The following is a 23,364-nucleotide window of genomic DNA, read 5'->3' as shown; positions in this document are numbered from 1 at the left end:
GTCGGATTCTACCCATATTCTGACGAGAATTGCAGCGCCTATAAGAGCGAAATGTGAATTTTTATAGCATTAGCGTCCACTCTCACTTAACCTGAGGACAGCTAAATAAAGAGGTTTTACCGTGTCTGAAATAATGTCAGCTGACCAAGGTATCGTTGAGCAGTTTCTTGATTCCATGTGGATGGAGCGAGGCCTATCGGAAAATACACTGGCGTCTTACCGTAACGATCTGAAAAAATTGTTGCAGTGGATGGAGCAGAATAACTATCGATTGGACTTTATCAGCTTGTCGGGATTGCAGGAATATCAAACGTGGCTGGTGGACCAAGATTACAAACAAACCTCTCGGGCTCGCATGCTGTCGGCAATTCGCCGTTTGTTCCAGTATTTGCACAGAGAAAAACTTCGAGCTGATGATCCTAGTGCACTATTGGTCAGTCCTAAGCTGCCCAAGCGTTTACCCAAAGATTTGTCGGAAGCGCAGGTGGACGCATTACTCGATGCGCCAGACCCTAACGATCCCATGGAACTAAGAGATAAAGCCATGCTTGAACTTTTGTACGCGACAGGGCTGCGCGTGACAGAATTAGTGAGCTTAACCATGGAGAACATCAGCCTACGCCAAGGTGTTGTTCGAGTAACAGGTAAAGGTGGTAAAGAAAGGTTGGTGCCAATGGGAGAGAATGCTGTTGATTGGATTGAAGCATTTCTTTCTAACGGACGAGCTGATCTGCTTGGTGATAATACATCTGACGTAGTCTTTCCGAGTAAACGCGCACGTCAAATGACAAGGCAGACGTTTTGGCATCGAATCAAGCACTATGCAGTGATCGCAGGTATCGACACAGAGTTATTATCCCCACATGTGCTGCGACACGCGTTTGCAACGCATTTATTGAACTATGGCGCAGATCTCAGAGTCGTACAGATGCTTTTAGGCCATAGTGACTTATCTACTACACAAATTTATACTCACGTCGCCACAGAAAGATTGAAACAGCTACATAGCGAGCATCATCCAAGAGCTTGATTTAAGGTGAATTTAATGAGCGTACTACGCCGACTACCACTTATTGCATTGCCACTACTGCTTGCTGCATGTAGTGAAGAAAATAAACCTGCGGAAGCCGCAGAACAACAACCTGCTCAGACTGATAATACCGCTGTTGCGAGTAAAGAAGGGCAATTGACTGGTGAAGCGAAACAATTCCAAGACAAGTTCAGCAAGCTAGGGCTTAAAGTCCTAAGCGTAAAGCCTTCGGATATTGACGGTTTGGTCGAGGTTCAAACTTCTGGAGGGGTATTATTCGCCTCACCAACTGGAGACTACTTCTTAGCCGGAACGTTGTACCACCTAAAAGAAGATGGCAGCTACGAAGATGTTTTGGCTAAACGTCAAGCGCCAATTAACGCGGAGAAAATTGCCGCTCTTAAAGATTCAACCATCGAGTTTAAGGCTGAAAACGAAAAGTATGTCGTGACGGTATTTACCGATATTACTTGTGGTTACTGCGTTCGCCTGCATGATCAAATGAGCGATTACAATAAGCTAGGCATCACGGTTAGATACATGGCATACCCAAGGCAAGGTGCAACGGGCTCTGTGGCTGAGCAGATGGCGGCAATATGGGCTGCACAAGATCCTAAGCTCGCCATGCATGATGCGAAAGTTAATCGTAAAATGCCGGAGCCAAATGGCGATCTAACACCGTTTAAGAAAACCATCGCTCAGCATTATACTCTAGGCCGTGAGTTAGGTATTAGTGGTACACCTTCCATATTCCTACCTGGTGGGGAAATGATTGGTGGTTACTTACCGCCTTCAGAACTGCTTTCTCGCCTAGAAAAATAATCAATATTGAAAAGGAGGCAGGCGTAAAGCCTGCCTTATTACTCTGTTATGATAGAAATTCAACGCCGCCCCGAACCTGATTTATCCTTACTGCCTGACTCGATAGCACCTATCTTAAAGCGCATCTATATCAACCGTGGTATTGCTTCTACCCAGCAACTAGAAACATCAGCGCGCGCTCTGCACTCTTATCAAAAGTTAGGTGGCATTGATGCCGCTGTTGTGCTGCTTTTCAATGCAATTACTGAAAACAAGCGCATTATTGTTGTCGGTGATTTTGATGCTGATGGTGCAACCAGTTCCGCGTTATCAGTGCTTGCATTAAGAATGCTTGGTAGCCATAACGTTGACTACCTGGTGCCTAACCGTTTTGAAGATGGTTATGGTTTGAGCCCTGAAGTGGTTGATCAAGCGATTGAAATCGGTGCTGAAGTCATCATGACGGTAGATAACGGAGTATCGTCGATTGACGGTGTTCGTTATGCCAAAGAGCAAGGCTTACAAGTACTTGTCACCGATCATCACTTGCCTGGACATGTGCTGCCTGATGTTGATGCAATGGTGAATCCGAATCTAGACAGCTGCGATTTTCCGTCAAAGGCATTGGCGGGAGTAGGCGTTGCATTTTATCTCATGATGGCGCTGTGTGTGCATATGAGAAAGGTTGGTTGGTTTGCCGATCAAGGTATGGCCGAGCCAAAGTTAATGGAGCTTATAGACCTTGTGGCACTCGGTACCGTAGCCGATGTCGTGCCGCTGGACGATAACAACCGAATTTTGGTTCATCAGGGCTTACAACGTATTCGCGCAGGTAAAGCCCGGCCAGGAATTCAAGCTTTGATTGAAGTAGCGAAGCGCGATGCACGCCGCTTAGTCGCTTCAGATTTTGGCTTTGCATTGGGGCCAAGAATCAATGCCGCGGGCCGATTGGATGACATGTCATTCGGTGTAGAGCTACTTATGAGTAATAACATCCATGCAGCAAGAAGAATGGCGAGTGAGCTGGATGGATTGAATCAAACGCGCAAAGAGATTGAAGAGGGTATGAAGCAAGAAGCCATGGCTTTTTGTGAACGACTCCAGTTTGGTGACAAGGACATGCCCCATGGACTTGTGCTGTTCCAACGTGATTGGCATCAAGGTGTAATCGGTATTTTAGCGTCGAGAATCAAAGAAAAATTTCATCGCCCAGTGATTGCGTTTGCCGACGGTGGTGAAGGTAGCATTAAAGGCTCTTGTCGATCGATTCCTGGTTTACATATGCGAGATGTATTGGATCGTATTGATACTCAAAATCCTGGCTTAATTGTAAAATTTGGTGGCCATGCGATGGCGGCAGGTTTGACGATAGCTGAAAACAATTTTGAACAGTTTTCTAAGCTATTTGATGCCGCCGTGAAAGAAGAGCTTGATGAAGCCGCATTAAAAGGGGTGATATTGAGTGATGGTGAACTCACGCCGGAAGAGTTTTCTATGCACACTGCAGAGTTGCTTCGCGCTGGCGGTCCATGGGGGCAGGCGTTCCCAGAGCCTATCTTCGATGGTGAGTTCAAAGTGTTGCACCAGAAATTGGTGGGGGAGAAACACCTCAAGTTAATGCTAGAGCCTCTGCATAAAGGTCACCCAACTAATATCATGATTGATGGAATCGCATTTAACGTCGATTTGCGCCGTTGGCCAGATGCGTCAGTAAAAACAGTACGCTTAGCGTACAAGTTGGATATTAACGAGTTTCGAGGTAACCAATCTTTACAATTGATGGTCGACCACCTTGAAGCGAAGTAATGGAAACTGGAGGGTGAACTAACCCATTGTTTCAAGAGCTGACCTTTGTTCCTAGTGTAAGCATTGAGTTACGAGTAGCTCAATGCTTTCTTGTTTTAGAGGGCATCTAAACTGCTCGGTACCGGTTCACATTTCCCTTCTTTTATCGACATACTCTATTCATATTTCTTTAAAAGTGCCTCGCTAAACTGTGATATCTGGCACGCTATATCCCCATCTGTTTACATTTTGTAATTGGTCAGACCATTTTTTTTGCTGTTTTAATGGCTTATTGTTATCAAAGTGTTTAAGCGTGAAGTGTTCTATGATTTGAATCAAATTTTGGCTGGACAGCGCTGTTTTAATTATGTTAATTTCTGCACCAACTTAGAATTGGTATTACCAATTGACTGCAATAGTAGAAGAACAATAAATATGGCTTATCAAAGGATTCGTCAGCCAAAACTTTCTGATGTCATAGAACAAGAATTAGAAAGGCTGATTGTGGAAGGAACATTGTCTCCGGGGCAACAACTGCCACCAGAGCGTGAGCTGGCAAAACAGTTCGATGTGTCACGTCCTTCAGTCCGAGAAGCTATCCAACGCTTAGAAGCAAAGAAACTTCTTAACCGTCGCCAAGGTGGCGGAACGTTTGTTAGTGAGAATATCTGGAAGAACTTTTCAGATCCTCTGCTAAATTTATTGTCTAGCCACTCCGAAACACAGCTTGATTTACTTGAATCTCGCCATGCGATGGAAGGGATTTCTGCGTACTTTGCAGCAATTCGTGGAACCGATGAAGACTTTGCTCGAATTCAAGCTTGCCTTGAAAAAATCGGAGTAGAGCAAACGAACAAAAATGTGGAAGCTGAAGCAGCCGCCGTGATGGAATTTCTTGTTGCCCTGACGGAAGCCGCTCATAACGTAGTTCTGCTGCACATTGTTCGTAGCTTAGCCCCTCTGCTCGAGCAAAATGTCTTACAGAATCTAAAGCTGTTACATCGCCGCGATGAAGTGGTCGAAAAAGTAAGTAAACACAGAGCTAACATGGTGGATGCCATTGTTTCGGGTCAGCCTGAAAAGGCGCGTGAAATGTGTCACTCACACTTAGCTTATATCGAAGAAACTTTGTTGGATTTGACTCGAGAAGAGTCGCGCAGAGAACGCTCTTTGCGTCGAATTCAACGAGGTAATGAGCCGCTATAGCGGCCATTACTTGTTTAACTAGATCCAACCAACAGAAGGATAGATCGCCATGTCTGATATGAAGCATGACGTAGACGCACTAGAAACTCAGGATTGGCTACAAGCCCTTGAGTCAGTTGTACGTGAAGAAGGTGTAGAACGCGCTCAGTTCCTACTAGAAACTGTTCTAGAGAAAGCTCGTTTAGATGGCGTTGATATGCCAACAGGTATCAACACTAACTACATCAACACCATTCCTGCAGCTCAAGAGCCAGCTTACCCAGGTGACGTTACTCTAGAGCGCCGTATTCGCTCAATCATTCGCTGGAACGCAATCATGATCGTATTGCGTGCATCTAAGAAAGACCTAGACCTAGGTGGTCACATGGCTTCTTACCAGTCTGCTGCTGCATTCTACGAAGTATGTTTCAACCACTTCTTCCGCGCTCCAAATGAGACGGATGGTGGCGATCTAGTTTACTACCAAGGTCATATTTCACCAGGCATCTACTCTCGTGCATTCGTTGAAGGTCGTCTAACTGAAGAGCAGCTGGACAACTTCCGTCAAGAAGTAGACGGCAAAGGTATTCCATCATACCCGCACCCTAAACTGATGCCTGAGTTCTGGCAGTTCCCAACTGTATCTATGGGTCTAGGTCCAATTTCTGCGATCTACCAAGCGCGTTTCCTTAAGTACCTAGACGGCCGTGGCATGAAAGACACGTCTGCACAGCGTGTATACGCATTCCTAGGTGACGGCGAGATGGACGAGCCTGAATCACGTGGTTCACTTTCTTTCGCTGCGCGTGAGAAACTAGACAACCTATGTTTCCTAATCAACTGTAACCTACAGCGTCTAGATGGCCCTGTAATGGGTAACGGTAGCATCATCCAAGAACTAGAAGGCCTATTCAAAGGTGCTGGTTGGAACGTTGTTAAAGTTATCTGGGGTAGCAACTGGGATTCACTACTTGCTAAAGATACGTCTGGTAAACTACTACAGCTAATGAATGAAACTGTAGATGGCGACTACCAAACATTTAAATCTAAAGATGGCGCGTACGTACGTGAGCACTTCTTTGGTAAGTACCCAGAAACAGCTGCACTAGTTGCGGACATGACTGATGACGAAATCTTCGCTCTTAAGCGTGGTGGTCACGAGTCTTCTAAGCTATATGCAGCTTACAAAAACGCGGCAGAAACTAAAGGTCGCCCAACAGTAATCCTAGCTAAGACTGTTAAAGGTTACGGCATGGGTGAAGCGGCTGAAGGTAAGAACATCGCGCACCAAGTTAAGAAGATGGATATGACTCACGTACTACACCTACGTGATCGTCTAGGTCTTCAAGACATCCTATCTGATGAGAAAGTAGCAGAACTGCCATACCTGAAACTTGAAGAAGGTACTGCAGAATACGAATACCTACACGCTCGTCGTAAAGAACTAAAAGGTTACACGCCGCAGCGTCTACCTAAGTTCACTCAAGAATTCAATACACCTGAGCTAGAAGAGTTCGCGCCGCTACTAAGCGAGCAGAAGCGTGATATCTCTACAACTATGGCTTACGTTCGTACTCTTAACATTTTGCTTAAGAACAAGAACATTGGTAAGAACATCGTTCCTATCATCTGTGACGAAGCTCGTACGTTTGGTATGGAAGGTCTATTCCGTCAGATCGGTATCTACAACCCGCACGGCCAGGAGTACACGCCAGAAGATAAAGGCATCGTTTCTTACTACAAAGAAGCTACGTCTGGTCAGGTTCTACAAGAAGGTATCAACGAGCTAGGCTCAATGGCTTCTTGGGTTGCTGCTGCAACGTCATACAGCACAAACGATCTGCCAATGATTCCGTTCTACATCTACTACTCAATGTTTGGTTTCCAACGTGTAGGTGATATGGCATGGATGGCAGGTGACCAACAAGCTCGTGGTTTCCTACTAGGTGCAACTGCAGGTCGTACAACGCTAAACGGTGAAGGCCTACAGCACGAAGATGGCCACTCGCACATCATGGCGAATACAGTACCTAACTGTATCTCTTACGACCCAACATTCGCTTACGAAGTTGCAGTAATCATGCAAGACGGTATCCGTCGCATGTACGGTGAGAACCAAGAGAACGTGTTCTACTACCTGACTGTAATGAACGAAAACTACGCAATGCCAGCAATGCCAGAAGGCGCTGAAGAAGGCATCCGTAAGGGTATCTACAAGCTTGAGTCTTACGCAGGTGACAAGTCTAAAGTTCAGCTAATGGGCTCTGGTACTATCATGAACGAAGTACGTAAAGCAGCGGCTATCCTAAGCGAAGAGTATGGCATCGCATCTGACGTGTTCTCTGTAACATCGTTCAACGAGCTAACTCGTGACGGTCAAGACGCAGAGCGTTACAACATGCTACACCCTGAAGGTGAAGCGAAAGTACCTTACATTGCACAAGTTATGGGTACTGAGCCAGCTATCGCAGCGACTGACTACATGAAGAACTACTCTGAGCAAGTTCGCGCGTTCATGCCTTCTGAGTCTTACAAAGTACTGGGTACTGATGGTTACGGCCGTTCTGACAGCCGTGAGAACCTACGTCGTCACTTCGAAGTTAATGCAGGCTACGTAGTTGTTGCAGCTCTTACTGAGCTAGCGAAGCGTGGTGATGTTGAGAAATCAGTAGTCGTTGAAGCGATTGCTAAGTTCAACATCGACACTGAAAAAACTAACCCACAATACGCTTAATACAGCGCTTAACTAGAAGGTAAATAAGCAATGGCAATCGAAATTAATGTACCTGACATCGGTGCGGATGAGGTTGAAGTTACTGAAATTCTTGTAAGCGTTGGCGACAAGGTTGAAGAAGAACAGTCTCTGATCACTGTTGAAGGCGACAAAGCTTCTATGGAAGTTCCAGCGTCTCAAGCAGGTATTGTTAAAGAAATCAAAGTAGCGGAAGGTGATTCTGTTACGACTGGTTCTCTAATCATGATTTTCGAAGCCGAGGGTGCAGCAGCTGCTGCACCTGCTCCTGCGGCAGAAGCGGCTCCAGTAGCAGCTCCAGCTCCAGCAGCAGCGGCAGAATTGAAAGAAGTTCACGTTCCAGATATCGGTGGCGACGAAGTAGAAGTTACTGAAATCATGGTTGCAGTTGGCGACAGCATCGAAGAAGAGCAATCTCTTCTAACGGTTGAAGGCGACAAAGCTTCAATGGAAGTACCTGCACCATTCGCTGGTACGCTAAAAGAGATCAAAGTAGCAGCTGGCGACAAAGTAACGACTGGCTCTCTGATCATGGTATTTGAAACTGCAGGCTCTGGCGCTCCAGCGGCACCTGCTGCAGCAGAAGCTCCAGTAGCAGCTGCTCCAGCGGCTTCAGCTGACAAAGAAGTAAACGTTCCAGATATCGGCGGTGATGAAGTTGAAGTTACTGAAGTAATGGTAGCGGTTGGCGATACAGTTGAAGAAGAGCAATCTCTAATTACTGTTGAAGGCGACAAAGCTTCAATGGAAGTTCCTGCACCATTTGCTGGTACAGTAAAAGAGATCAAGATTGCAGCTGGCGATAAAGTAACGACTGGTTCTCTAATCATGGTATTCGAAGTAGCTGGCGCAGCTCCAGCTCCTGTTGCAGCCCCTGCTCAAGCAGCGGCACCTGCGGCAGCACCAGCTCCTAAAGCTGAAGCTCCAGCGGCAGCAGCTCCAGCAACGACTGGTGATTTCCAAGAGAACAATGATTACGCTCACGCGTCTCCAGTTGTTCGTCGTCTTGCTCGTGAGTTCGGCGTTAACCTATCTAAGGTTAAAGGTACTGGTCGTAAGAGCCGTATCCTAAAAGAAGACGTTCAAGCTTACGTTAAAGATGCGCTTAAGCGTCTTGAGTCTGGCGCAGGTGCAGCAGCATCTGGTAAAGGCGACGGCGCGGCTCTTGGTCTACTACCTTGGCCAAAAGTGGACTTCAGCAAGTTCGGCGAAACTGAAGTTCAGAAGCTTTCTAAGATCAAGAAGATCTCAGGCGCTAACTTGCACCGTAACTGGGTAATGATCCCTCACGTTACACAGTGGGATAACGCAGACATCACTGAGCTAGAAGCATTCCGTAAAGAGCAGAATGCAATCGAAGCGAAGAAAGACACTGGAATGAAGATCACTCCACTAGTGTTCATCATGAAAGCTGCTGCTAAAGCACTTGAGGCGTTCCCAGCGTTCAACTCTTCTCTATCTGAAGATGGCGAAAGCATCATTCTTAAGAAATACGTGAACATCGGTATCGCAGTAGATACGCCTAACGGTCTTGTTGTTCCTGTATTCAAAGACGTGAACAAGAAAGGCATCTACGAGCTATCTGAAGAGCTAATGGCAATTTCTAAGAAAGCACGTGCTGGTAAGCTAACTGCTGGTGATATGCAAGGCGGTTGTTTCACAATCTCTAGCCTAGGTGGTATCGGTGGTACTGCGTTTACACCAATCGTAAACGCTCCAGAAGTTGGTATCCTAGGGGTGTCTAAGTCTGAAATGAAACCAGTGTGGAACGGTAAAGAGTTCGAACCACGCCTACAGCTTCCACTATCTCTTTCATACGACCACCGTGTGATCGATGGTGCTGAAGGTGCGCGTTTCATTACGTTCCTAAACGGTGCACTATCAGACATTCGTCGTCTAGTTCTTTAAGAACCATAAATTTAGAGGCGGCAGTTGCCGCCTCTACTACTAAGAATACCGACAATTCGTCGTCTCACGTTGGCAAGAAAACGTGGATTCTCAAACGAATTGTTGTCTAGCTCACAGGCTAAATTGATTTACTTTTCACTCCATTAACATCTCTGTAAACTGTTGGCGGTCTGAAAATAACTGTTTAAAACAAATCGACTTGAACAAATAAATCAATACCCACTCAGCCTGTTAGGGATAATGACTACAAGAGGTCACAATGAGCAAAGAAATTAAAGCCCAAGTTGTTGTACTTGGTTCTGGTCCTGCTGGTTACTCAGCTGCATTCCGTTGTGCAGACTTAGGTCTTGAAACTGTACTGATCGAGCGCTACAGCACCTTAGGCGGTGTATGTCTAAATGTTGGCTGTATCCCATCTAAAGCGCTTCTACACGTTTCTAAAGTAATTGAAGAAGCAAAAGCGATGGCTGATCACGGTGTCGTTTTTGGTGAGCCACAAACTGATATCAACAAGATCCGCATCTGGAAAGAGAAAGTTGTAAACCAACTGACTGGCGGTCTTGGCGGTATGGCTAAGATGCGTAACGTAACTGTAGTTAACGGCTACGGTAAGTTCACTGGTCCTAACTCTATTTTGGTTGAAGGTGAAGGCGAATCAAAAACGGTTAACTTCGATAATGCAATCGTTGCTGCGGGCTCTCGCCCAATCAAACTGCCATTCATCCCACACGAAGACCCACGTATTTGGGATTCTACAGATGCTCTAGAGCTGAAAGAAGTTCCTGGAAAACTACTTATCATGGGCGGTGGTATCATCGGTCTTGAAATGGGTACCGTTTACCAATCTCTAGGTTCTAAAGTAGATGTGGTTGAGATGTTCGACCAAGTTATCCCAGCGGCGGATAAAGATATCGTTAAAGTTTACACTAAGCGTGTGAAGAACAAGTTCAACCTAATGCTAGAAACGAAAGTGACTGCAGTTGAAGCGAAAGAAGACGGTATCTACGTATCAATGGAAGGCAAGAAAGCGCCAGCGGAAGCTGAGCGTTACGATGCGGTTCTAGTTGCTATCGGTCGTGTACCAAACGGTCAACTAATCGATGGTGAGAAAGCGGGTCTAGAAATCGACGAGCGCGGCTTCATCAACGTTGATAAGCAAATGCGTACTAATGTTCCTCATATCTTTGCAATCGGTGATATCGTTGGTCAACCAATGCTAGCGCATAAAGGTGTGCATGAAGGTCACGTAGCGGCTGAAGTTATCTCTGGTAAGAAGCACTACTTCGACCCTAAAGTTATTCCTTCAATTGCTTACACTGAGCCAGAAGTGGCATGGGTTGGTAAGACTGAGAAAGAAGCGAAAGAAGAAGGTATCAAGTACGAAGTGGCAACATTCCCATGGGCTGCTTCTGGTCGTGCAATCGCATCTGACTGTGCAGATGGTATGACTAAGCTTATCTTTGACAAAGAAACTCACCGCGTAATTGGTGGTGCTATCGTTGGTACTAACGGTGGTGAACTACTAGGTGAAATCGGTCTAGCAATCGAAATGGGTTGTGATGCTGAAGATATCGCTCTAACTATCCACGCTCACCCAACTCTACATGAGTCAGTTGGTCTAGCTGCGGAAGTATTTGAAGGTTCAATCACTGACCTTCCAAACAAGAAAGCAGTTAAGAAGAAAAAATAATTCTTCTGAAGCAAACGCTTTTTTGAATGCATAAAAAAAACCGCTGATTTATCAGCGGTTTTTTTATATCTCGTGAAAATGAATAATCAAAGCGTCAGAAGTGATTATTCACTTTCAAAGCAGGAAGTTAAGCCTCTTCGTGCTTGTAGATACACAGCATATCAAGGTAGCTGTTAATGAGTTTGTGCATTGCTGCTTCGTTCTTAACGCGGTTAGCTTGAACGAACAGTGAGTAGCATATTCCGTGGAACAGAGTCGCCAGATCTTCTGGTTCGTGTTCGTCGCATACTTCGCCACGTTCAATTGCTTTTACAAACATGTTTTTGACCAGCAATTGGTTTGTGCGGTTAGTTGAAACAAACAGTGGCCATACTTCATCGCGAGTAGAAGCACTCCACTCAAACCAAACTTTCAGCCAGTGACAGTCTTGGATCACTAGGTTGATCATTTCGTTAGTGATGTTGCTAAGGTTCTCTTTCGCGTGAAGATCAAGATCGATGTTGTCTGATAGGAAATTCGAGAATTGACGAACTACGTGGTTAAGAACATCGTCGACCAAATCTTCACGAGTAGGGAAGTAATTAAATACTGTTGCTACTGAAACTTGAGCGATTTCAGCAATGTCTGCGTGACCTCCGCGGCCAATTCCTCGTTTTGCAAATACCTCTAATGAAATTTCCATTAGCTGAAGTTTGCGCTTTTGTGGAGACAGGCGCGTGCGCGGTCTTTTAGCTATTGTGTCCATTTTATATTCCTTGCCAATTGAGTTGTTTATTTATATTTGGGTTTTACCCTGTTGATTATTTTATTATTTCTGACGCTCTATGAGTGTAATGGTGCATATGAAAGAGGTCAATGCCTGTCGGTTGTTTTATAGTCAATTGTGTTAATAAGGTTGGGTTTTAATGTGATAGTAAAACAACAACCTACTAACAACCTTAGCGGTCTGGAGGGTTTAACACAGGCTGTGAGGAGTGGTATTATGAGCGCCGAAACTAAGTAGCAGACACCGCCAAAGTGGCCGATACTGCTATAGTCACCTACTAAACGAGATTGGTATGAAGCATACAATTGAAGTGATGATTTCTGAGAAGGAAGTCCACGAACGAGTTCAAGAACTAGGTAAACAGATTACAGAGCACTACCAAGGTAGCGAAGATCTAGTCATGGTGGGTCTACTACGTGGATCTTTTGTGTTTATGGCAGATTTGGCTCGTGCGATTGAGCTTACTCACCAAGTCGATTTCATGACTGCTTCTAGCTACGGTAATACGATGGAAAGCTCTCGTGATGTACGTATTCTTAAAGATCTTGATGACGACATCAAAGGGAAAGATGTACTGCTTGTAGAAGACATTATCGACACGGGTAATACCTTGAACAAGGTCAAAGAAATTCTGAGCTTACGTGAGCCTAAATCTGTACAAATCTGTACTCTGTTGGATAAGCCATCTCGTCGTGAAGTTGACGTTGATGTTAAATGGATTGGTTTTGAAATCCCAGATGAGTTTGTTGTGGGTGTAGGTATCGACTACGCACAGAAGTACCGTCACCTTCCGTACATTGGTAAAGTGGTACCACAAGAATAAGCATTCGCTTATCCTCAGTTAAAAATAAAAAACGCCCGCAGTAGCGGGCGTTTTTTATTTGTGAATTTGTTTATTTGCTGACCTGAGTACTCAGTATTTTCGACATCGCCGCTTGATAGTTCACTTCTAATGTTTCTCGGCTGGAACAACGGACACCAAGGTCCTGTAGTTTGCCATCACCGATGCCGTAAACTACGCCGTGGATTTCGACGTCTTGTCCTCTTTCCCATGCAGTCTGCATGATGGTCGAGTTTCCTAGATTATAAACTTGCTCAGCAACGTTAATCTCACAAAGCTTGTCACCCCATTGCTCACGCGGTAATTCACCTAGCCAGTTACGGTGCTTTAAGTAAAGATCACGTATGTGCAGCAGCCAGTTATTGATAAGGCCCAATTGCGGATTATCAATTGCTGCATTAACACCACCACAGCCGTAGTGACCACATACAATAATGTGTTTTACCTTCAATACGTCTACTGCATACTGCACAACTGATAAACAGTTTAGATCGGTATGAATGACTTGGTTAGCGACGTTGCGGTGAACAAACAGTTCTCCAGAATACAGGCCTGTTAGGCGCTCTGCTGGCACGCGACTGTCGGAACATCCAATCCAAAGAAAGCCTGGGTTTTGCCCTTCTTCGAGCTTGGCAAAGTACTCTGGGCGCTCTGATTTGATAGACTCAGACCACTTAGAATTGTTTTCAAAAAGCTGTTTAATTTCCGGCATCTCAATTCCCTTCATCAACTCCGCCCACTATACACAATGTTACAATTTCAATCTCTTTAAAAGTGTGTCTAAATGCACTCATCTGACGAGTTATAGCACTTAAAATCATTGATTTAGCAGTAGTCCTGCTTTTTAGTTATAAGTAAAAACTATATAGCCGAATTTGAATATATAAACCTTTTTGTTAACATTTGATACAGTAATGTGATTTGTTTTTTTATCAGCAGGGAGCTGAATTTTGTTTGGACGTCGTTTCGCAGATTTTAATCTGAAAGGAGATGCATTTGGTGGTGTGACGACCGCTATTATCTCCTTACCTCTAGCACTTGCGTTTGGTGTTGCTTCGGGGGCAGGAGCAGAAGCCGGCCTTTGGGGCGCTATCATGGTGGGGTTGTTTGCCTCGCTGTTTGGTGGTTCTAATACTCTTATCTCTGAGCCAACAGGCCCTATGACGGTTATCATGACCGCGGTATTGACCAGCATGATGGCGAAATACCCTGAAACGGGGATGGCGATGACCTTCACTGTGGTGATGATGGCTGGTGCGTTTCAGATCCTACTGGGTACTTTAAAGCTGGGTAAGTACGTTACTTTGATGCCATACAGCGTGATTTCCGGCTTTATGTCGGGAATTGGTGTCATTTTAATCATTCTTCAGTTGTCTCCTTTATTGGGCCATGCCGCTCCAGCTGGTGGGGTTATGGGCACACTTTCAGCACTACCTGAAACTGTCGAAAACATGAAATTTAGTGAGCTGTTTCTTGGCTTACTGACTCTGGGTATCTTGTTCTTTTTCCCAAAACAATATCGAAAGTATGTACCCGCTCAGTTAGTTGCTTTGGTCGCAGTGACACTGCTGTCGGTGATAGTGTTTGACACAGAATCGATTCGTCGAATTGGTGAAATACCAGCAGGCTTACCTTCGCTTGTTGTGCCGCATATTGACCCAGCTATGTTTACTGAGATGGTAATCGATGCATTGGTGTTGGGTACATTAGGTTGTATTGATACGTTGCTAACCGCTGTTATTGGAGACTCACTGACGCGTAAAGAACACGATTCAGATAAAGAACTTCGAGGCCAGGGGCTAGCTAACATGATTTCAGGTTTGTTCGGTGCTCTTCCTGGAGCCGGCGCTACAATGGGCACAGTAACCAACATTCAGGTCGGAGCTCGCTCTCCGATGTCGGGTGTCGTGCGTGCACTGGTGTTGGCCTTGGTTGTGTTGGTTGCGGGTGGATTGACCGAACCGATCCCGATGGCGGTACTGGCTGGTATTGCGGTTTACGTCGGCTTTAACATTCTCGACTGGAGTTTTATCCAGCGCGCTCACAAAGTCAGTTTTCCGGGCATGGCGGTGATGTATGGTGTGATGTTATTAACTGTCTTCGTTGACCTTATTGTGGCTGTGGGGCTTGGGGTATTTATTTCAAACATCATCATCATCGAACGCTTGAGCCGTGAACAAGCAAGGCAAGTCAAAGCCATTAGTGATGCGGATGAAGATGATGTGCCACTTACCGATAGCGAACGCGGTTTATTGGATCAAGCCAGTGGCAAGGTCTTGTTTTTCTACTTATCAGGCCCAATGATCTTCAGTGTCTCTAAAGCGATCTCTCGTCAGCACAGCAGTATCTCAGATTATGAAGTCATGATTTTAGATCTGACTGACGTACCAATGATCGATGTTACCGTTGGTTTGGCATTAGAGAATGCAATTAAAGATGCTCAAGATGCAAATTGTGAAGTCTTTTTACTGTGCCCGAATGAGCAGACTCGTCAGCAATTGGAGAAATTCCATGTGTTGGATTTAGTGGATGATGGCAATACTTACTCATTCCGCTATGAAGCATTAAATGCGGCGCTTAAATACGTAGATACTGATGAACACCAAGTACAGGCTGTATAATCATTGATGTCTTAATGACTTCACTTGAAGCCGCTTGATTTATTCAGCGGCTTTTTTATTACCGGGTGTACGACAACCCATATCTCAATTGAGCATTTATACTTAAATATTTCCAAAAAAATCGAACTGTTGTTTGTCTTAATCGTCATTCGACGATAAACTGAATAAATAACGACTGCCTGATGAATTGAAGGTAACTAAAAGCAATGTACGCATTAGAAATAGAACTGCTTCGCAAGACCTATGCGGGTGGCTTCGAAGCATTAAAAGGGATTAGCCTTAGCGTAAAAAAAGGCGACTTCTACGCTTTACTCGGGCCAAATGGAGCGGGTAAATCTACCACCATTGGGGTGATCTCTTCGCTAGTCAATAAAACATCGGGCAAGGTTAAAGTGTTTGGTTTTGATATTGATACAGACCTCGAACTCGCCAAGCAAAACCTTGGATTAGTTCCGCAAGAATTCAATTTTAACCAGTTTGAGACGGTCGAGCAGATTGTACTGCAGCAGGCGGGTTACTACGGTGTACCTAAAGCGCTGGCAAAGGAAAGAGCTCAAAAGTATCTGACAAAACTCGATCTTTGGGAAAAACGTAGCGAACGTGCGCGAAACTTATCTGGCGGTATGAAACGCCGATTAATGATTGCGCGAGCGTTGATGCATGAACCTCAACTTTTGATCCTCGATGAGCCTACCGCTGGTGTTGATATCGAGCTGCGCCGATCGATGTGGGAGTTTCTTAAAGAAATCAACTCTGAGCAGGGCATTACAATCATTCTGACAACTCACTACCTTGAAGAGGCAGAAATGTTGTGTCGCAATATTGGCATCATCAACAAAGGTGAGCTGATTGAAAACACGACCATGAAAGATCTTTTGGGTAAGTTGCATGTAGAAACCTTCATTCTTGACCTAGAAGAAGGCAGCGTTGAGCCTCAGTTGACAGGGGTGAATAGCCAAGTCTTTGTGAATGGCTCTTTAGAGATTGAGATCGAGAAAACGCAGGGGCTGAACGCTATCTTTACTCAGTTGACCGAACAAGGCATCAAAGTGTTGTCGATGCGTAACAAAGCCAACCGCTTAGAAGAGCTGTTTGTCAGCATTGTGCGTGAAGGAGGTAAGTAAAATGTATCAGCTATATTGGACTGCCTTTGTTAGCTTGCTGACGAAAGAAGTGAACCGCTTTACACGAATTTGGGTGCAAACACTTGTACCACCAGCCATTACCATGACGCTATATTTCATCATTTTTGGCAGCTTAATAGGCTCTAGAATCGGTGAAATGAACGGCTTTAGCTATATGGAATATATCGTCCCTGGTTTGATCATGATGTCGGTGATCACCAACTCATACTCCAACGTGGCTTCCTCATTCTTTAGTGCAAAGTTCCAGAAAAATATTGAAGAGCTTTTAGTCGCGCCAGTACCTAACTATGTGATCATTTTCGGTTTTGTTATGGGAGGCGTAGTACGAGGTTTGCTCGTGGGAACGATTGTTACGTTTGTTTCGCTGTTCTTTGTCGATCTTCAAGTGGATCATTGGGGCATCATCATCGCTACGGTGTTTATGACCTCAGTTGTGTTCTCGTTAGGCGGATTGATCAATGCGGTATACGCAAAAACATTTGATGATATTTCCATCATCCCTACTTTCGTGCTGACTCCGCTGACATACCTTGGTGGTGTGTTCTACTCAATCAGCTTATTGCCTGAGTTTTGGCAAGGCGTGTCGAAAATCAACCCAATCGTCTACATGGTGAATGCGTTCCGCTATGGATTTTTAGGTGTGTCTGATGTTGGGATTGTGACGTCGTTCAGCGTGCTTGGTGCCTTCGTCGTGGCTCTATATGCGGTTGCGCACTATTTGGTAACTCGAGGCATTGGGCTGAGAAGTTAATGCTTAGGGTCAATAGACCCTAGCTTGAGCTGAGCATAAAAAGAAAAGGGTTGGCATGTGCCAACCCTTTATTGTATTTGCTAGTCCCGTTATTCAGCTTCAGCTGAAGATTCGGTGTTTTCTTCTTCTTTGCTTTCTACTACGAGTTCAACAGTTTGGTTATCAATCAAACGTGCTTGGCCCAAGAACGCAGACATTAGAATAACCGCCTGAGTAGATTCAGAGGTAATAGCTTGCAGAGTGCGCGCATCACGAATAAAGATTTCATCCGGCTGTAGGCCTGCGGCTCGTAGCTGGTCACTCGCATCTTCAATGATGGATGCATAGTCATCACGGCCACCACGCATTGCACTGTTTATCCAACGCATCGTACGTGCTAATACAGGGGCACGCTGCCGCTCATCCATGGTCAGTAGGCCATTGCGAGAGCTCATTGCTAGGCCATCCATCTCGCGTACTGTTGGAACGCCGATGATTTCAATATCCATTGCAAGATCGATGGTCATCTGACGAATGACAGCCAACTGCTGGAAATCTTTTTCACCAAAGCACGCTACGTCTGGCTGAACAATGTTAAACAGCTTAGTGACGATAGTTGCTACACCTCGGAAATGTCCTGGGCGAGAAGCGCCTTCCAGCATATGTGACAAACCTGGTACTTCAACGAAAGTCTGTTTATCTAGGCCGTCTGGGTACATAACTTCAGGCGTTGGAGTGAAAACAAGCTCAACCGCTTCTGCATTCAGTTTGCTCAGGTCGTCTTCGAGTGTTCTCGGGTAGTTGTTTAGATCGTCTGCGCGCTCAAATTGCATAGGGTTGACGAAGATACTAACCACAACCACATCGGCATTTTCTCGAGCCTTGCGAACGAGCGTTAGGTGGCCTTCGTGTAGGTTGCCCATTGTAGGGACAAACGCGATTTTTCGGCCTTCACGCTTTAGCTGCTTGATTTGTTCACGCAGCGCAGAGATATCTGCGAAAGTTTGCATAACTTACCCTCTAGGCAATCGTATGAGCTTCGTCTGGGAAGGTTGCGTCTTGAACTTGTTCAATGTATTTCGCAACCGCTGACTGCATATCGCCAGTCTCAGCCAGAAAGTTTTTAGAGAATTTTGGCATATAGGTCGCTGAAATGCCGAACATATCGTGCATCACTAGGATTTGGCCATCGGTCTCGTTGCCTGCTCCGATACCGATTACCGGCACGTCTAGCACTTCGGTGATACGTTTTGCCAAGCTAGATGGTACACACTCTAAAAGTATGATTTGAGCGCCAGCTTCTTGTAATGCCAGCGCATCTTTAACCATCTTATCTGCTTTTTCTTGATCACGGCCTTGCACTTTATAGCCGCCAAAAATATTTACTGATTGAGGGGTTAGGCCTAAGTGAGCACATACAGGAACTGCTCGTTCGGTCAGCATTTTGATGGTATCAACTAGCCATTCACCACCCTCGATTTTTACCATGTTCGCGCCTGCTTGCATAAGCTTAGCCGCATTTTCGCAGGCTTGTGCAGGTGTCGCGTAGCTCATAAATGGCATGTCAGCCATCAATAAGCAGTTTGGGCTACCGGCACGTACACAGCGCGTATGGTAAGCCATTTCTTCTACCGTAACTGGCAAAGTGTCTGGGCGACCTTGCAGTACCATGCCTAATGAATCACCGACTAGCAGTACTGGCATATTTTGGCTTTCGAAAAGTTGAGCGAAGCTCGCATCGTAAGCAGTAGAAGTGGCAAATTTACGACCTTCTTGTTTCCACTTAATCAGGTCGTTGATGGTAATTTTTTTCATTGGATTTCCTTACTAGGAGAGTTGGCTATGATTGCCAAGTGCTGAGTCCGTTTCTGTCTACTTGCTTTAGTAGCTCTCGCAGCTCAGTCCCATCAGGGAGTTGTAAATTTGGCGCGATTTCCGCGAGCGGGTAGAGTACGAACTCTCTTTCCTTCATTCCATAGTGAGGAACGGTTAGGCGCTCGGAATCGATCACCTCATTGCCGTATAGGATGATATCGAGGTCGAGCGTTCTTGGCCCCCATCGTTCATCTTTACGGACGCGCCCTTGCTCTTGCTCGATAGTCTGAGTGTTATCGAGTAGTTCAAGTGGTGCTAATTCGGTTTTGATGGCCACTACCGCATTAATGTAGTCGGGTTGGTCTTGTGGCCCCATTGGAGTGCTACTGTACAGCATGGAAGCTTGTAGAAACTCTGATCTCGGTAGGCTTTTTAGCGCTTCAATCGCGTTATTCGCTTGAGTGACGGGATCGGCGAGATTACTGCCGACCGCAATGTATGCTGTGATCATTATTCCGCTTTGCTCTTCTTGTTGCGATACGTTTTTCGGCGGCGATGAGTTGGCTTTGATGCTCCGCCATCTAGATCTGCGACCATAGCTTGGCGCATATTGCGGCCTGCATTTTGGAAAGTCGCCCACCATTTGGCTAGCTGTGCTGTTTCTTCACCCTCTACTTCGCCGCGCATTTCTAAGAAATCGAAGCCCGCACGGAACTTGTTAAGTTCCATTAAGCGGAATGCACGTTTACCGTTACGTCTAGGGAGACGAAGTTGCAGCTGCCAAATCTCACGAATAGTCGCTGTGTGACGGCGTGGAATCGCAATCGTACGCACTTGGTCATCCAGAACATAGTTACTGGCTTCCATGATGGCGTCGTAGTATGACAACTTACGTGTTTCCATCAGTTGCTTAGCTTTTTCTTGTAACGGGTACCACAGCATAGCTGCGAACATGAAAGCAGGATTAATACGTTTGCCTTCTTCGATGCGGATATCCGTCGAATCCAGCACTAAGTCAAGCATCTGCTCAGTTGGTGAGGAGTAATCTTCGGTGAAGTGCTCAGCGATTACAGGGAATAGCTGCTGGAACAAGTTGTATTCACGCATTAGGTGGTAGGTTTCAAGCCCACACCCAGATTGTAGGAGCTTTAGTGACTCTTCATAGAGACGTGCCGCAGGAATGTCTTGCAACAATGGCGCTAAGTGCTCGATAGGATCGGCGGTGTCTTCTTCGATATCAAAATCGAGTTTTGCTGCAAATCGAATCGCACGTAGCATCCGTACCGGGTCTTCACGGTAGCGAGTTTCCGGATCACCGATTAAGCGAATCAGTTTATCTTCTAAATCTTCAATGCCGCCCGCATAATCATGGATGCTGTAGTCGCCAATGCTGTAGTACATGGCATTAATACTGAAGTCACGGCGCTCAGCATCTTCATCGATGGTGCCATAGACGTTATCTCGTAGCAGCATGCCTTCTTTTGACTGCGCTGATACATTCTTACTTGGCTCTTGGTGGTGACCGCGGAAAGTAGCGACTTCGATAATATCGCGGCCAAACATAATATGCGCTAGGCGGAAACGGCGGCCAATGAGGCGGCAGTTTCTAAACAAGTGCTTGATTTGCTCAGGTGTCGCATTTGTCGCGATATCAAAATCTTTTGGTGATTGTTCTAACAGCAAATCACGTACGCCGCCGCCTACTAGGTAAGCGTCAAAACCTGCTCCATGGAGTCGGTATAGCACCTTCAACGCATTATCGCTGATTTGCTTGCGCGAAATATTGTGCTCTTGACGAGTGATAATATTCAGTGCGAGTTCTGGGTATTGGCTTGGTGTATAGTCGTCTTTAGTCATGTGTGCATCTGGCAATTTGGCATTAGCCAAGCTTGCTTTAATTTGGTTATCGTCGCCCAAACAGGCCTAATTTGCGGCTAATGATAGCCTACGTAGCGCCATTTGAGAATCTTGGTGTGATCTCGATCGATGGCGGCAACTGATTAAGCTGCCAATGTCGAGTTCCCCAGTGAATGATTTCATCTAAATCTGCCGCTCTAACGCTCGTATTGAGCTTAAAGCCTAAGAACGCCATTGCGTCGAGCAATGCAGGTTTTGGATTGCTAATATCAATCGCCGGCGCATGGTTCTGTTTCGACAGTTTGTTGCCGTTATCGTCTATTGCTAAAGGGAGGTGAAGGTAACTCACTTCTGGTGTCCCTAACGATCGATACAAGCTGATTTGTCTGCCTGTTGGTTCTATAAGGTCTGCACCGCGAACCACTTGCGTCACGTTTTGGTCTATGTCATCCAATACTACCGCAAGGTTGTAAGCAAATAAGCCATCACGGCGCTTTATAATAAAATCTTCATGCGCTAAAGCGCTTGGAATCGTCATGGAGCCATGCTTGATATCGAGAAACGATTCGATAGGGTGCTCGACCCTGAGTCGAACTGCGCAGTCGGTTGAGTTCTCAAGCTGCTTACTTCGGCAGGTTCCTTGATAGTAGCCACCTGCGAGTTTGATTTGCTTTCGAGTACATTGGCAGTAATAAGCCAAGCCTGATTCGAGCCATTGAGCAATTTGACGCTGATAAAGCGAGTGGCGCTGACTTTGGTATACCACTTCATCATCCCAATGAAGGCCATAAGCACGCAGTGTCTGTAAGATTAGCTCTGCAGCCCCGGGCATTTCACGAGGTGGATCGAGGTCTTCGATTCTAACTAACCACTTACCTTGTTGCGACTTCGCTTGAAAATAGCTACCTAGAGCGGCAACCAAAGAGCCGAAATGTAGTGGGCCTGAAGGCGACGGCGCAAAGCGGCCAACGTAACTCATGGTGTAACAACCTCACATACCATTTCCAATGATGAATACTCTATAAGAGCAGTGTTCATTGGGGATGGCACAAAAACAACAAAAAGGGAGCATAAGCTCCCTTTCTCAACAATCGCTCGGATTAACCTTGCATCTGTTTCTCTTTGATTTCTGCAAGTGTCTTACAGTCGATACAAAGGTCAGCGGTTGGGCGAGCTTCTAGGCGACGGATACCAATCTCAACGCCACATGACTCACAAAAGCCGAAGTCATCTTCTTCGATTTTTGTTAGCGTTTTCTCGATCTTCTTGATCAGACGACGCTCACGGTCACGGTTACGTAGCTCTAAGCTGAATTCTTCTTCTTGCGAAGCGCGGTCTACTGGATCTGGAAAGTTTGCCGCTTCGTCCTGCATATGGTGAACGGTGCGATCAACTTCTTCCCTGAGCTGGTTACGCCAAGCTTCTAAAATCTTTGTAAAATGATCCGTTTGCTCTGGTGACATGTATTCTTCACCAGCTTTTTCTTGATACGGTTCAACACCTGCGATGGCTAGGATGCCTAGCGCTTTTTTCTTCGATTCTGGCATGCAGCATCTCCTACTAACACCTAGTCAACTGCTTGAGCAGTTAATTTGAGGCGGGTATCTATAGCAAAAAGAACTTAGTGAGGCAAATTCTGAATTGCAAACTTATTGTCAATGTGAAGGTGACATCATTTTTCGCTAGTTATTGATAAATTTAACAGCTGAAACGAGTTTGATTTCAGATTCGGAAAGTTCTGCTTTGTAGCACAGGACTTCCACCCCTTGTTCTTGTGCGATTTTCAGTAAATTTGAATATTTGGCGTCTATATGGTGTGCAGCGGAAACTTTTTCAATCCCTGTATGCAAAACAGTAAATAAAAGTACGGCTCTGCTTCCATTATTCGCCATCTCAGTGAGCTCTCTAAGATGCTTTTGACCGCGAGTGGTGACGGCATCCGGAAAATAGCCCTGTCCGTTGTTATCTTCATCCAATAAGGTGACGCTTTTCACTTCTATATAGCAGTTTGGTTTAGTTTCTGAATTGAGCAAGATATCAATCCGACTATTTTCATTGCCATATTTTACTTCAGTTTGAAGTTGGTCATATCCTGCAAGCTCAGTAATAGTGCCGTTTTCAATCGCTTCGACTGCTAACTGGTTCGCTCTCGCAGTGTTGACACAGATACTATGTCCCTGTTGAGTCTGACTGATCTCCCAACTGTTGGGGTACTTTCTTTTCGGATTATCGGATGTGGAATACCAAACGGTGTTACCCGGTTCAGCGCAACCAGTCATGGCGCCAGTGTTGGCACAGTGAATGGTACGGATTGAGCCGTCGGCCAGTTCGATATCGGTAAGAAAGCGTTTATAGCGTTTTATTAGTTTGGCGGATTCTAAAGATGGATTGAACTGCATTTATCTACTGTTTTTATGTACAATACTTTTCAGTATTAC

At 45.5% G+C, this 23,364-nt stretch carries 20 protein-coding genes; 11 read left to right on the top strand and 9 right to left on the bottom strand.

Features of this window, described 5'->3' with window-relative positions; translation table 11 throughout:
- Positions 1–133: 133 nt before the first annotated feature.
- From xerD to lpdA, 7 genes are all read left to right on the top strand, one after another.
- Positions 134–1,030 carry a site-specific tyrosine recombinase XerD gene (xerD, locus tag ACXABW_RS12695; RefSeq protein WP_252030842.1) on the top strand — a complete coding sequence of 299 codons (897 nt, stop codon included), beginning with the start codon at positions 134–136 and terminating at the stop codon, positions 1,028–1,030.
- A 15-nt stretch (positions 1,031–1,045) separates the two neighbouring features.
- The gene (locus ACXABW_RS12690) at positions 1,046–1,852 is read left to right on the top strand and encodes a thioredoxin fold domain-containing protein (RefSeq protein WP_457523007.1); all 807 of its coding nucleotides are present in this window, start codon (positions 1,046–1,048) and stop codon (positions 1,850–1,852) included.
- Positions 1,853–1,900: 48 nt separating this feature from the next.
- A complete protein-coding gene (gene recJ / locus ACXABW_RS12685; RefSeq protein ID WP_457523005.1) occupies positions 1,901–3,637 on the top strand; it encodes a single-stranded-DNA-specific exonuclease RecJ in 1,737 nt (578 codons plus the stop codon).
- A 414-nt stretch (positions 3,638–4,051) separates the two neighbouring features.
- The gene (gene pdhR / locus ACXABW_RS12680; RefSeq protein ID WP_252028216.1) at positions 4,052–4,822 is read left to right on the top strand and encodes a pyruvate dehydrogenase complex transcriptional repressor PdhR; all 771 of its coding nucleotides are present in this window, start codon (positions 4,052–4,054) and stop codon (positions 4,820–4,822) included.
- A 49-nt stretch (positions 4,823–4,871) separates the two neighbouring features.
- Positions 4,872–7,535, top strand: a complete 2,664-nt coding sequence (gene aceE / locus ACXABW_RS12675) for a pyruvate dehydrogenase (acetyl-transferring), homodimeric type (protein WP_457523003.1) — start codon at positions 4,872–4,874, stop codon at positions 7,533–7,535.
- A 30-nt stretch (positions 7,536–7,565) separates the two neighbouring features.
- Positions 7,566–9,461 carry a pyruvate dehydrogenase complex dihydrolipoyllysine-residue acetyltransferase gene (aceF, locus tag ACXABW_RS12670; protein WP_457523001.1) on the top strand — a complete coding sequence of 632 codons (1,896 nt, stop codon included), beginning with the start codon at positions 7,566–7,568 and terminating at the stop codon, positions 9,459–9,461.
- 259 nt (positions 9,462–9,720) lie between these two features.
- Positions 9,721–11,151, top strand: a complete 1,431-nt coding sequence (gene lpdA / locus ACXABW_RS12665; RefSeq protein ID WP_457523000.1) for a dihydrolipoyl dehydrogenase — start codon at positions 9,721–9,723, stop codon at positions 11,149–11,151.
- A gap of 127 nt (positions 11,152–11,278) precedes the next feature.
- Here lpdA and ACXABW_RS12660 read toward each other — a convergent pair whose 3' ends face one another.
- Positions 11,279–11,896 carry a LuxR/HapR/OpaR family quorum-sensing transcriptional regulator gene (locus tag ACXABW_RS12660; RefSeq protein WP_457522998.1) on the bottom strand — a complete coding sequence of 206 codons (618 nt, stop codon included), beginning with the start codon at positions 11,894–11,896 and terminating at the stop codon, positions 11,279–11,281.
- Between the two features lie 313 nt (positions 11,897–12,209).
- On the opposite strand from ACXABW_RS12660, the gene hpt reads away from it, so the two are divergent.
- Positions 12,210–12,740 carry a hypoxanthine phosphoribosyltransferase gene (hpt, locus tag ACXABW_RS12655; RefSeq protein WP_252028207.1) on the top strand — a complete coding sequence of 177 codons (531 nt, stop codon included), beginning with the start codon at positions 12,210–12,212 and terminating at the stop codon, positions 12,738–12,740.
- Between the two features lie 70 nt (positions 12,741–12,810).
- Here hpt and can read toward each other — a convergent pair whose 3' ends face one another.
- On the bottom strand, positions 12,811–13,470 hold the full coding sequence (can, locus tag ACXABW_RS12650; protein WP_252028205.1) for a carbonate dehydratase: 660 nt from the start codon (positions 13,468–13,470) through the stop codon (positions 12,811–12,813).
- 238 nt (positions 13,471–13,708) lie between these two features.
- Here can and ACXABW_RS12645 point away from each other — a divergent pair, with 238 nt between their 5' ends.
- From ACXABW_RS12645 to ACXABW_RS12635, 3 genes are all read left to right on the top strand, one after another.
- A complete protein-coding gene (locus tag ACXABW_RS12645; RefSeq protein WP_457522997.1) occupies positions 13,709–15,379 on the top strand; it encodes a SulP family inorganic anion transporter in 1,671 nt (556 codons plus the stop codon).
- A gap of 206 nt (positions 15,380–15,585) precedes the next feature.
- Positions 15,586–16,503 (top strand): ABC transporter ATP-binding protein, encoded by a 918-nt coding sequence (locus ACXABW_RS12640; RefSeq protein ID WP_265686089.1) that lies wholly within the window; start codon positions 15,586–15,588, stop codon positions 16,501–16,503.
- 1 nt (position 16,504) lies between these two features.
- Positions 16,505–17,275 carry an ABC transporter permease gene (locus tag ACXABW_RS12635; RefSeq protein ID WP_252028200.1) on the top strand — a complete coding sequence of 257 codons (771 nt, stop codon included), beginning with the start codon at positions 16,505–16,507 and terminating at the stop codon, positions 17,273–17,275.
- Positions 17,276–17,364: 89 nt separating this feature from the next.
- On the opposite strand, the gene panC is transcribed toward ACXABW_RS12635, so the two are convergent.
- The 7 genes from panC to sfsA form a co-directional block, all read right to left on the bottom strand.
- A complete protein-coding gene (gene panC / locus ACXABW_RS12630) occupies positions 17,365–18,264 on the bottom strand; it encodes a pantoate--beta-alanine ligase (protein WP_252028199.1) in 900 nt (299 codons plus the stop codon).
- Between the two features lie 10 nt (positions 18,265–18,274).
- Entirely contained in the window at positions 18,275–19,069 is a 795-nt protein-coding gene (panB, locus tag ACXABW_RS12625) for a 3-methyl-2-oxobutanoate hydroxymethyltransferase (protein WP_252028197.1), read from the bottom strand.
- Between the two features lie 25 nt (positions 19,070–19,094).
- A complete protein-coding gene (gene folK, locus ACXABW_RS12620) occupies positions 19,095–19,580 on the bottom strand; it encodes a 2-amino-4-hydroxy-6-hydroxymethyldihydropteridine diphosphokinase (RefSeq protein WP_457522994.1) in 486 nt (161 codons plus the stop codon).
- Entirely contained in the window at positions 19,580–20,926 is a 1,347-nt protein-coding gene (gene pcnB / locus ACXABW_RS12615; protein WP_252030841.1) for a polynucleotide adenylyltransferase PcnB, read from the bottom strand. Before pcnB ends, folK begins: the two co-directional genes overlap by 1 nt.
- Before the next feature lie 88 nt (positions 20,927–21,014).
- Positions 21,015–21,905: a tRNA glutamyl-Q(34) synthetase GluQRS gene (gene gluQRS / locus ACXABW_RS12610; RefSeq protein WP_457522992.1), complete on the bottom strand. Its 891-nt coding sequence runs from the start codon at positions 21,903–21,905 to the stop codon at positions 21,015–21,017.
- A gap of 121 nt (positions 21,906–22,026) precedes the next feature.
- Positions 22,027–22,473 (bottom strand): RNA polymerase-binding protein DksA, encoded by a 447-nt coding sequence (gene dksA, locus ACXABW_RS12605; RefSeq protein WP_265686086.1) that lies wholly within the window; start codon positions 22,471–22,473, stop codon positions 22,027–22,029.
- A 135-nt stretch (positions 22,474–22,608) separates the two neighbouring features.
- Positions 22,609–23,325 carry a DNA/RNA nuclease SfsA gene (sfsA, locus tag ACXABW_RS12600; RefSeq protein WP_457522990.1) on the bottom strand — a complete coding sequence of 239 codons (717 nt, stop codon included), beginning with the start codon at positions 23,323–23,325 and terminating at the stop codon, positions 22,609–22,611.
- Positions 23,326–23,364 lie beyond the last annotated feature (39 nt).

Source organism: Vibrio paucivorans (assembly GCF_054053395.1).
This window is presented reverse-complemented; position numbering and strand designations above follow the sequence as displayed.

Coding starts and splice junctions, on each gene's coding strand:
- xerD (WP_252030842.1), top strand. CDS start 134: ATGTCAGCTGACCAAGGTATCGTTGAGCAGTTTCTTGATTCCATGTGG.
- ACXABW_RS12690 (WP_457523007.1), top strand. CDS start 1,046: ATGAGCGTACTACGCCGACTACCACTTATTGCATTGCCACTACTGCTT.
- recJ (WP_457523005.1), top strand. CDS start 1,901: ATGATAGAAATTCAACGCCGCCCCGAACCTGATTTATCCTTACTGCCT.
- pdhR (WP_252028216.1), top strand. CDS start 4,052: ATGGCTTATCAAAGGATTCGTCAGCCAAAACTTTCTGATGTCATAGAA.
- aceE (WP_457523003.1), top strand. CDS start 4,872: ATGTCTGATATGAAGCATGACGTAGACGCACTAGAAACTCAGGATTGG.
- aceF (WP_457523001.1), top strand. CDS start 7,566: ATGGCAATCGAAATTAATGTACCTGACATCGGTGCGGATGAGGTTGAA.
- lpdA (WP_457523000.1), top strand. CDS start 9,721: ATGAGCAAAGAAATTAAAGCCCAAGTTGTTGTACTTGGTTCTGGTCCT.
- ACXABW_RS12660 (WP_457522998.1), bottom strand. CDS start 11,896: ATGGACACAATAGCTAAAAGACCGCGCACGCGCCTGTCTCCACAAAAG.
- hpt (WP_252028207.1), top strand. CDS start 12,210: ATGAAGCATACAATTGAAGTGATGATTTCTGAGAAGGAAGTCCACGAA.
- can (WP_252028205.1), bottom strand. CDS start 13,470: ATGCCGGAAATTAAACAGCTTTTTGAAAACAATTCTAAGTGGTCTGAG.
- ACXABW_RS12640 (WP_265686089.1), top strand. CDS start 15,586: ATGTACGCATTAGAAATAGAACTGCTTCGCAAGACCTATGCGGGTGGC.
- ACXABW_RS12635 (WP_252028200.1), top strand. CDS start 16,505: ATGTATCAGCTATATTGGACTGCCTTTGTTAGCTTGCTGACGAAAGAA.
- panC (WP_252028199.1), bottom strand. CDS start 18,264: ATGCAAACTTTCGCAGATATCTCTGCGCTGCGTGAACAAATCAAGCAG.
- panB (WP_252028197.1), bottom strand. CDS start 19,069: ATGAAAAAAATTACCATCAACGACCTGATTAAGTGGAAACAAGAAGGT.
- folK (WP_457522994.1), bottom strand. CDS start 19,580: ATGATCACAGCATACATTGCGGTCGGCAGTAATCTCGCCGATCCCGTC.
- pcnB (WP_252030841.1), bottom strand. CDS start 20,926: ATGACTAAAGACGACTATACACCAAGCCAATACCCAGAACTCGCACTG.
- gluQRS (WP_457522992.1), bottom strand. CDS start 21,905: ATGAGTTACGTTGGCCGCTTTGCGCCGTCGCCTTCAGGCCCACTACAT.
- dksA (WP_265686086.1), bottom strand. CDS start 22,473: ATGCCAGAATCGAAGAAAAAAGCGCTAGGCATCCTAGCCATCGCAGGT.
- sfsA (WP_457522990.1), bottom strand. CDS start 23,325: ATGCAGTTCAATCCATCTTTAGAATCCGCCAAACTAATAAAACGCTAT.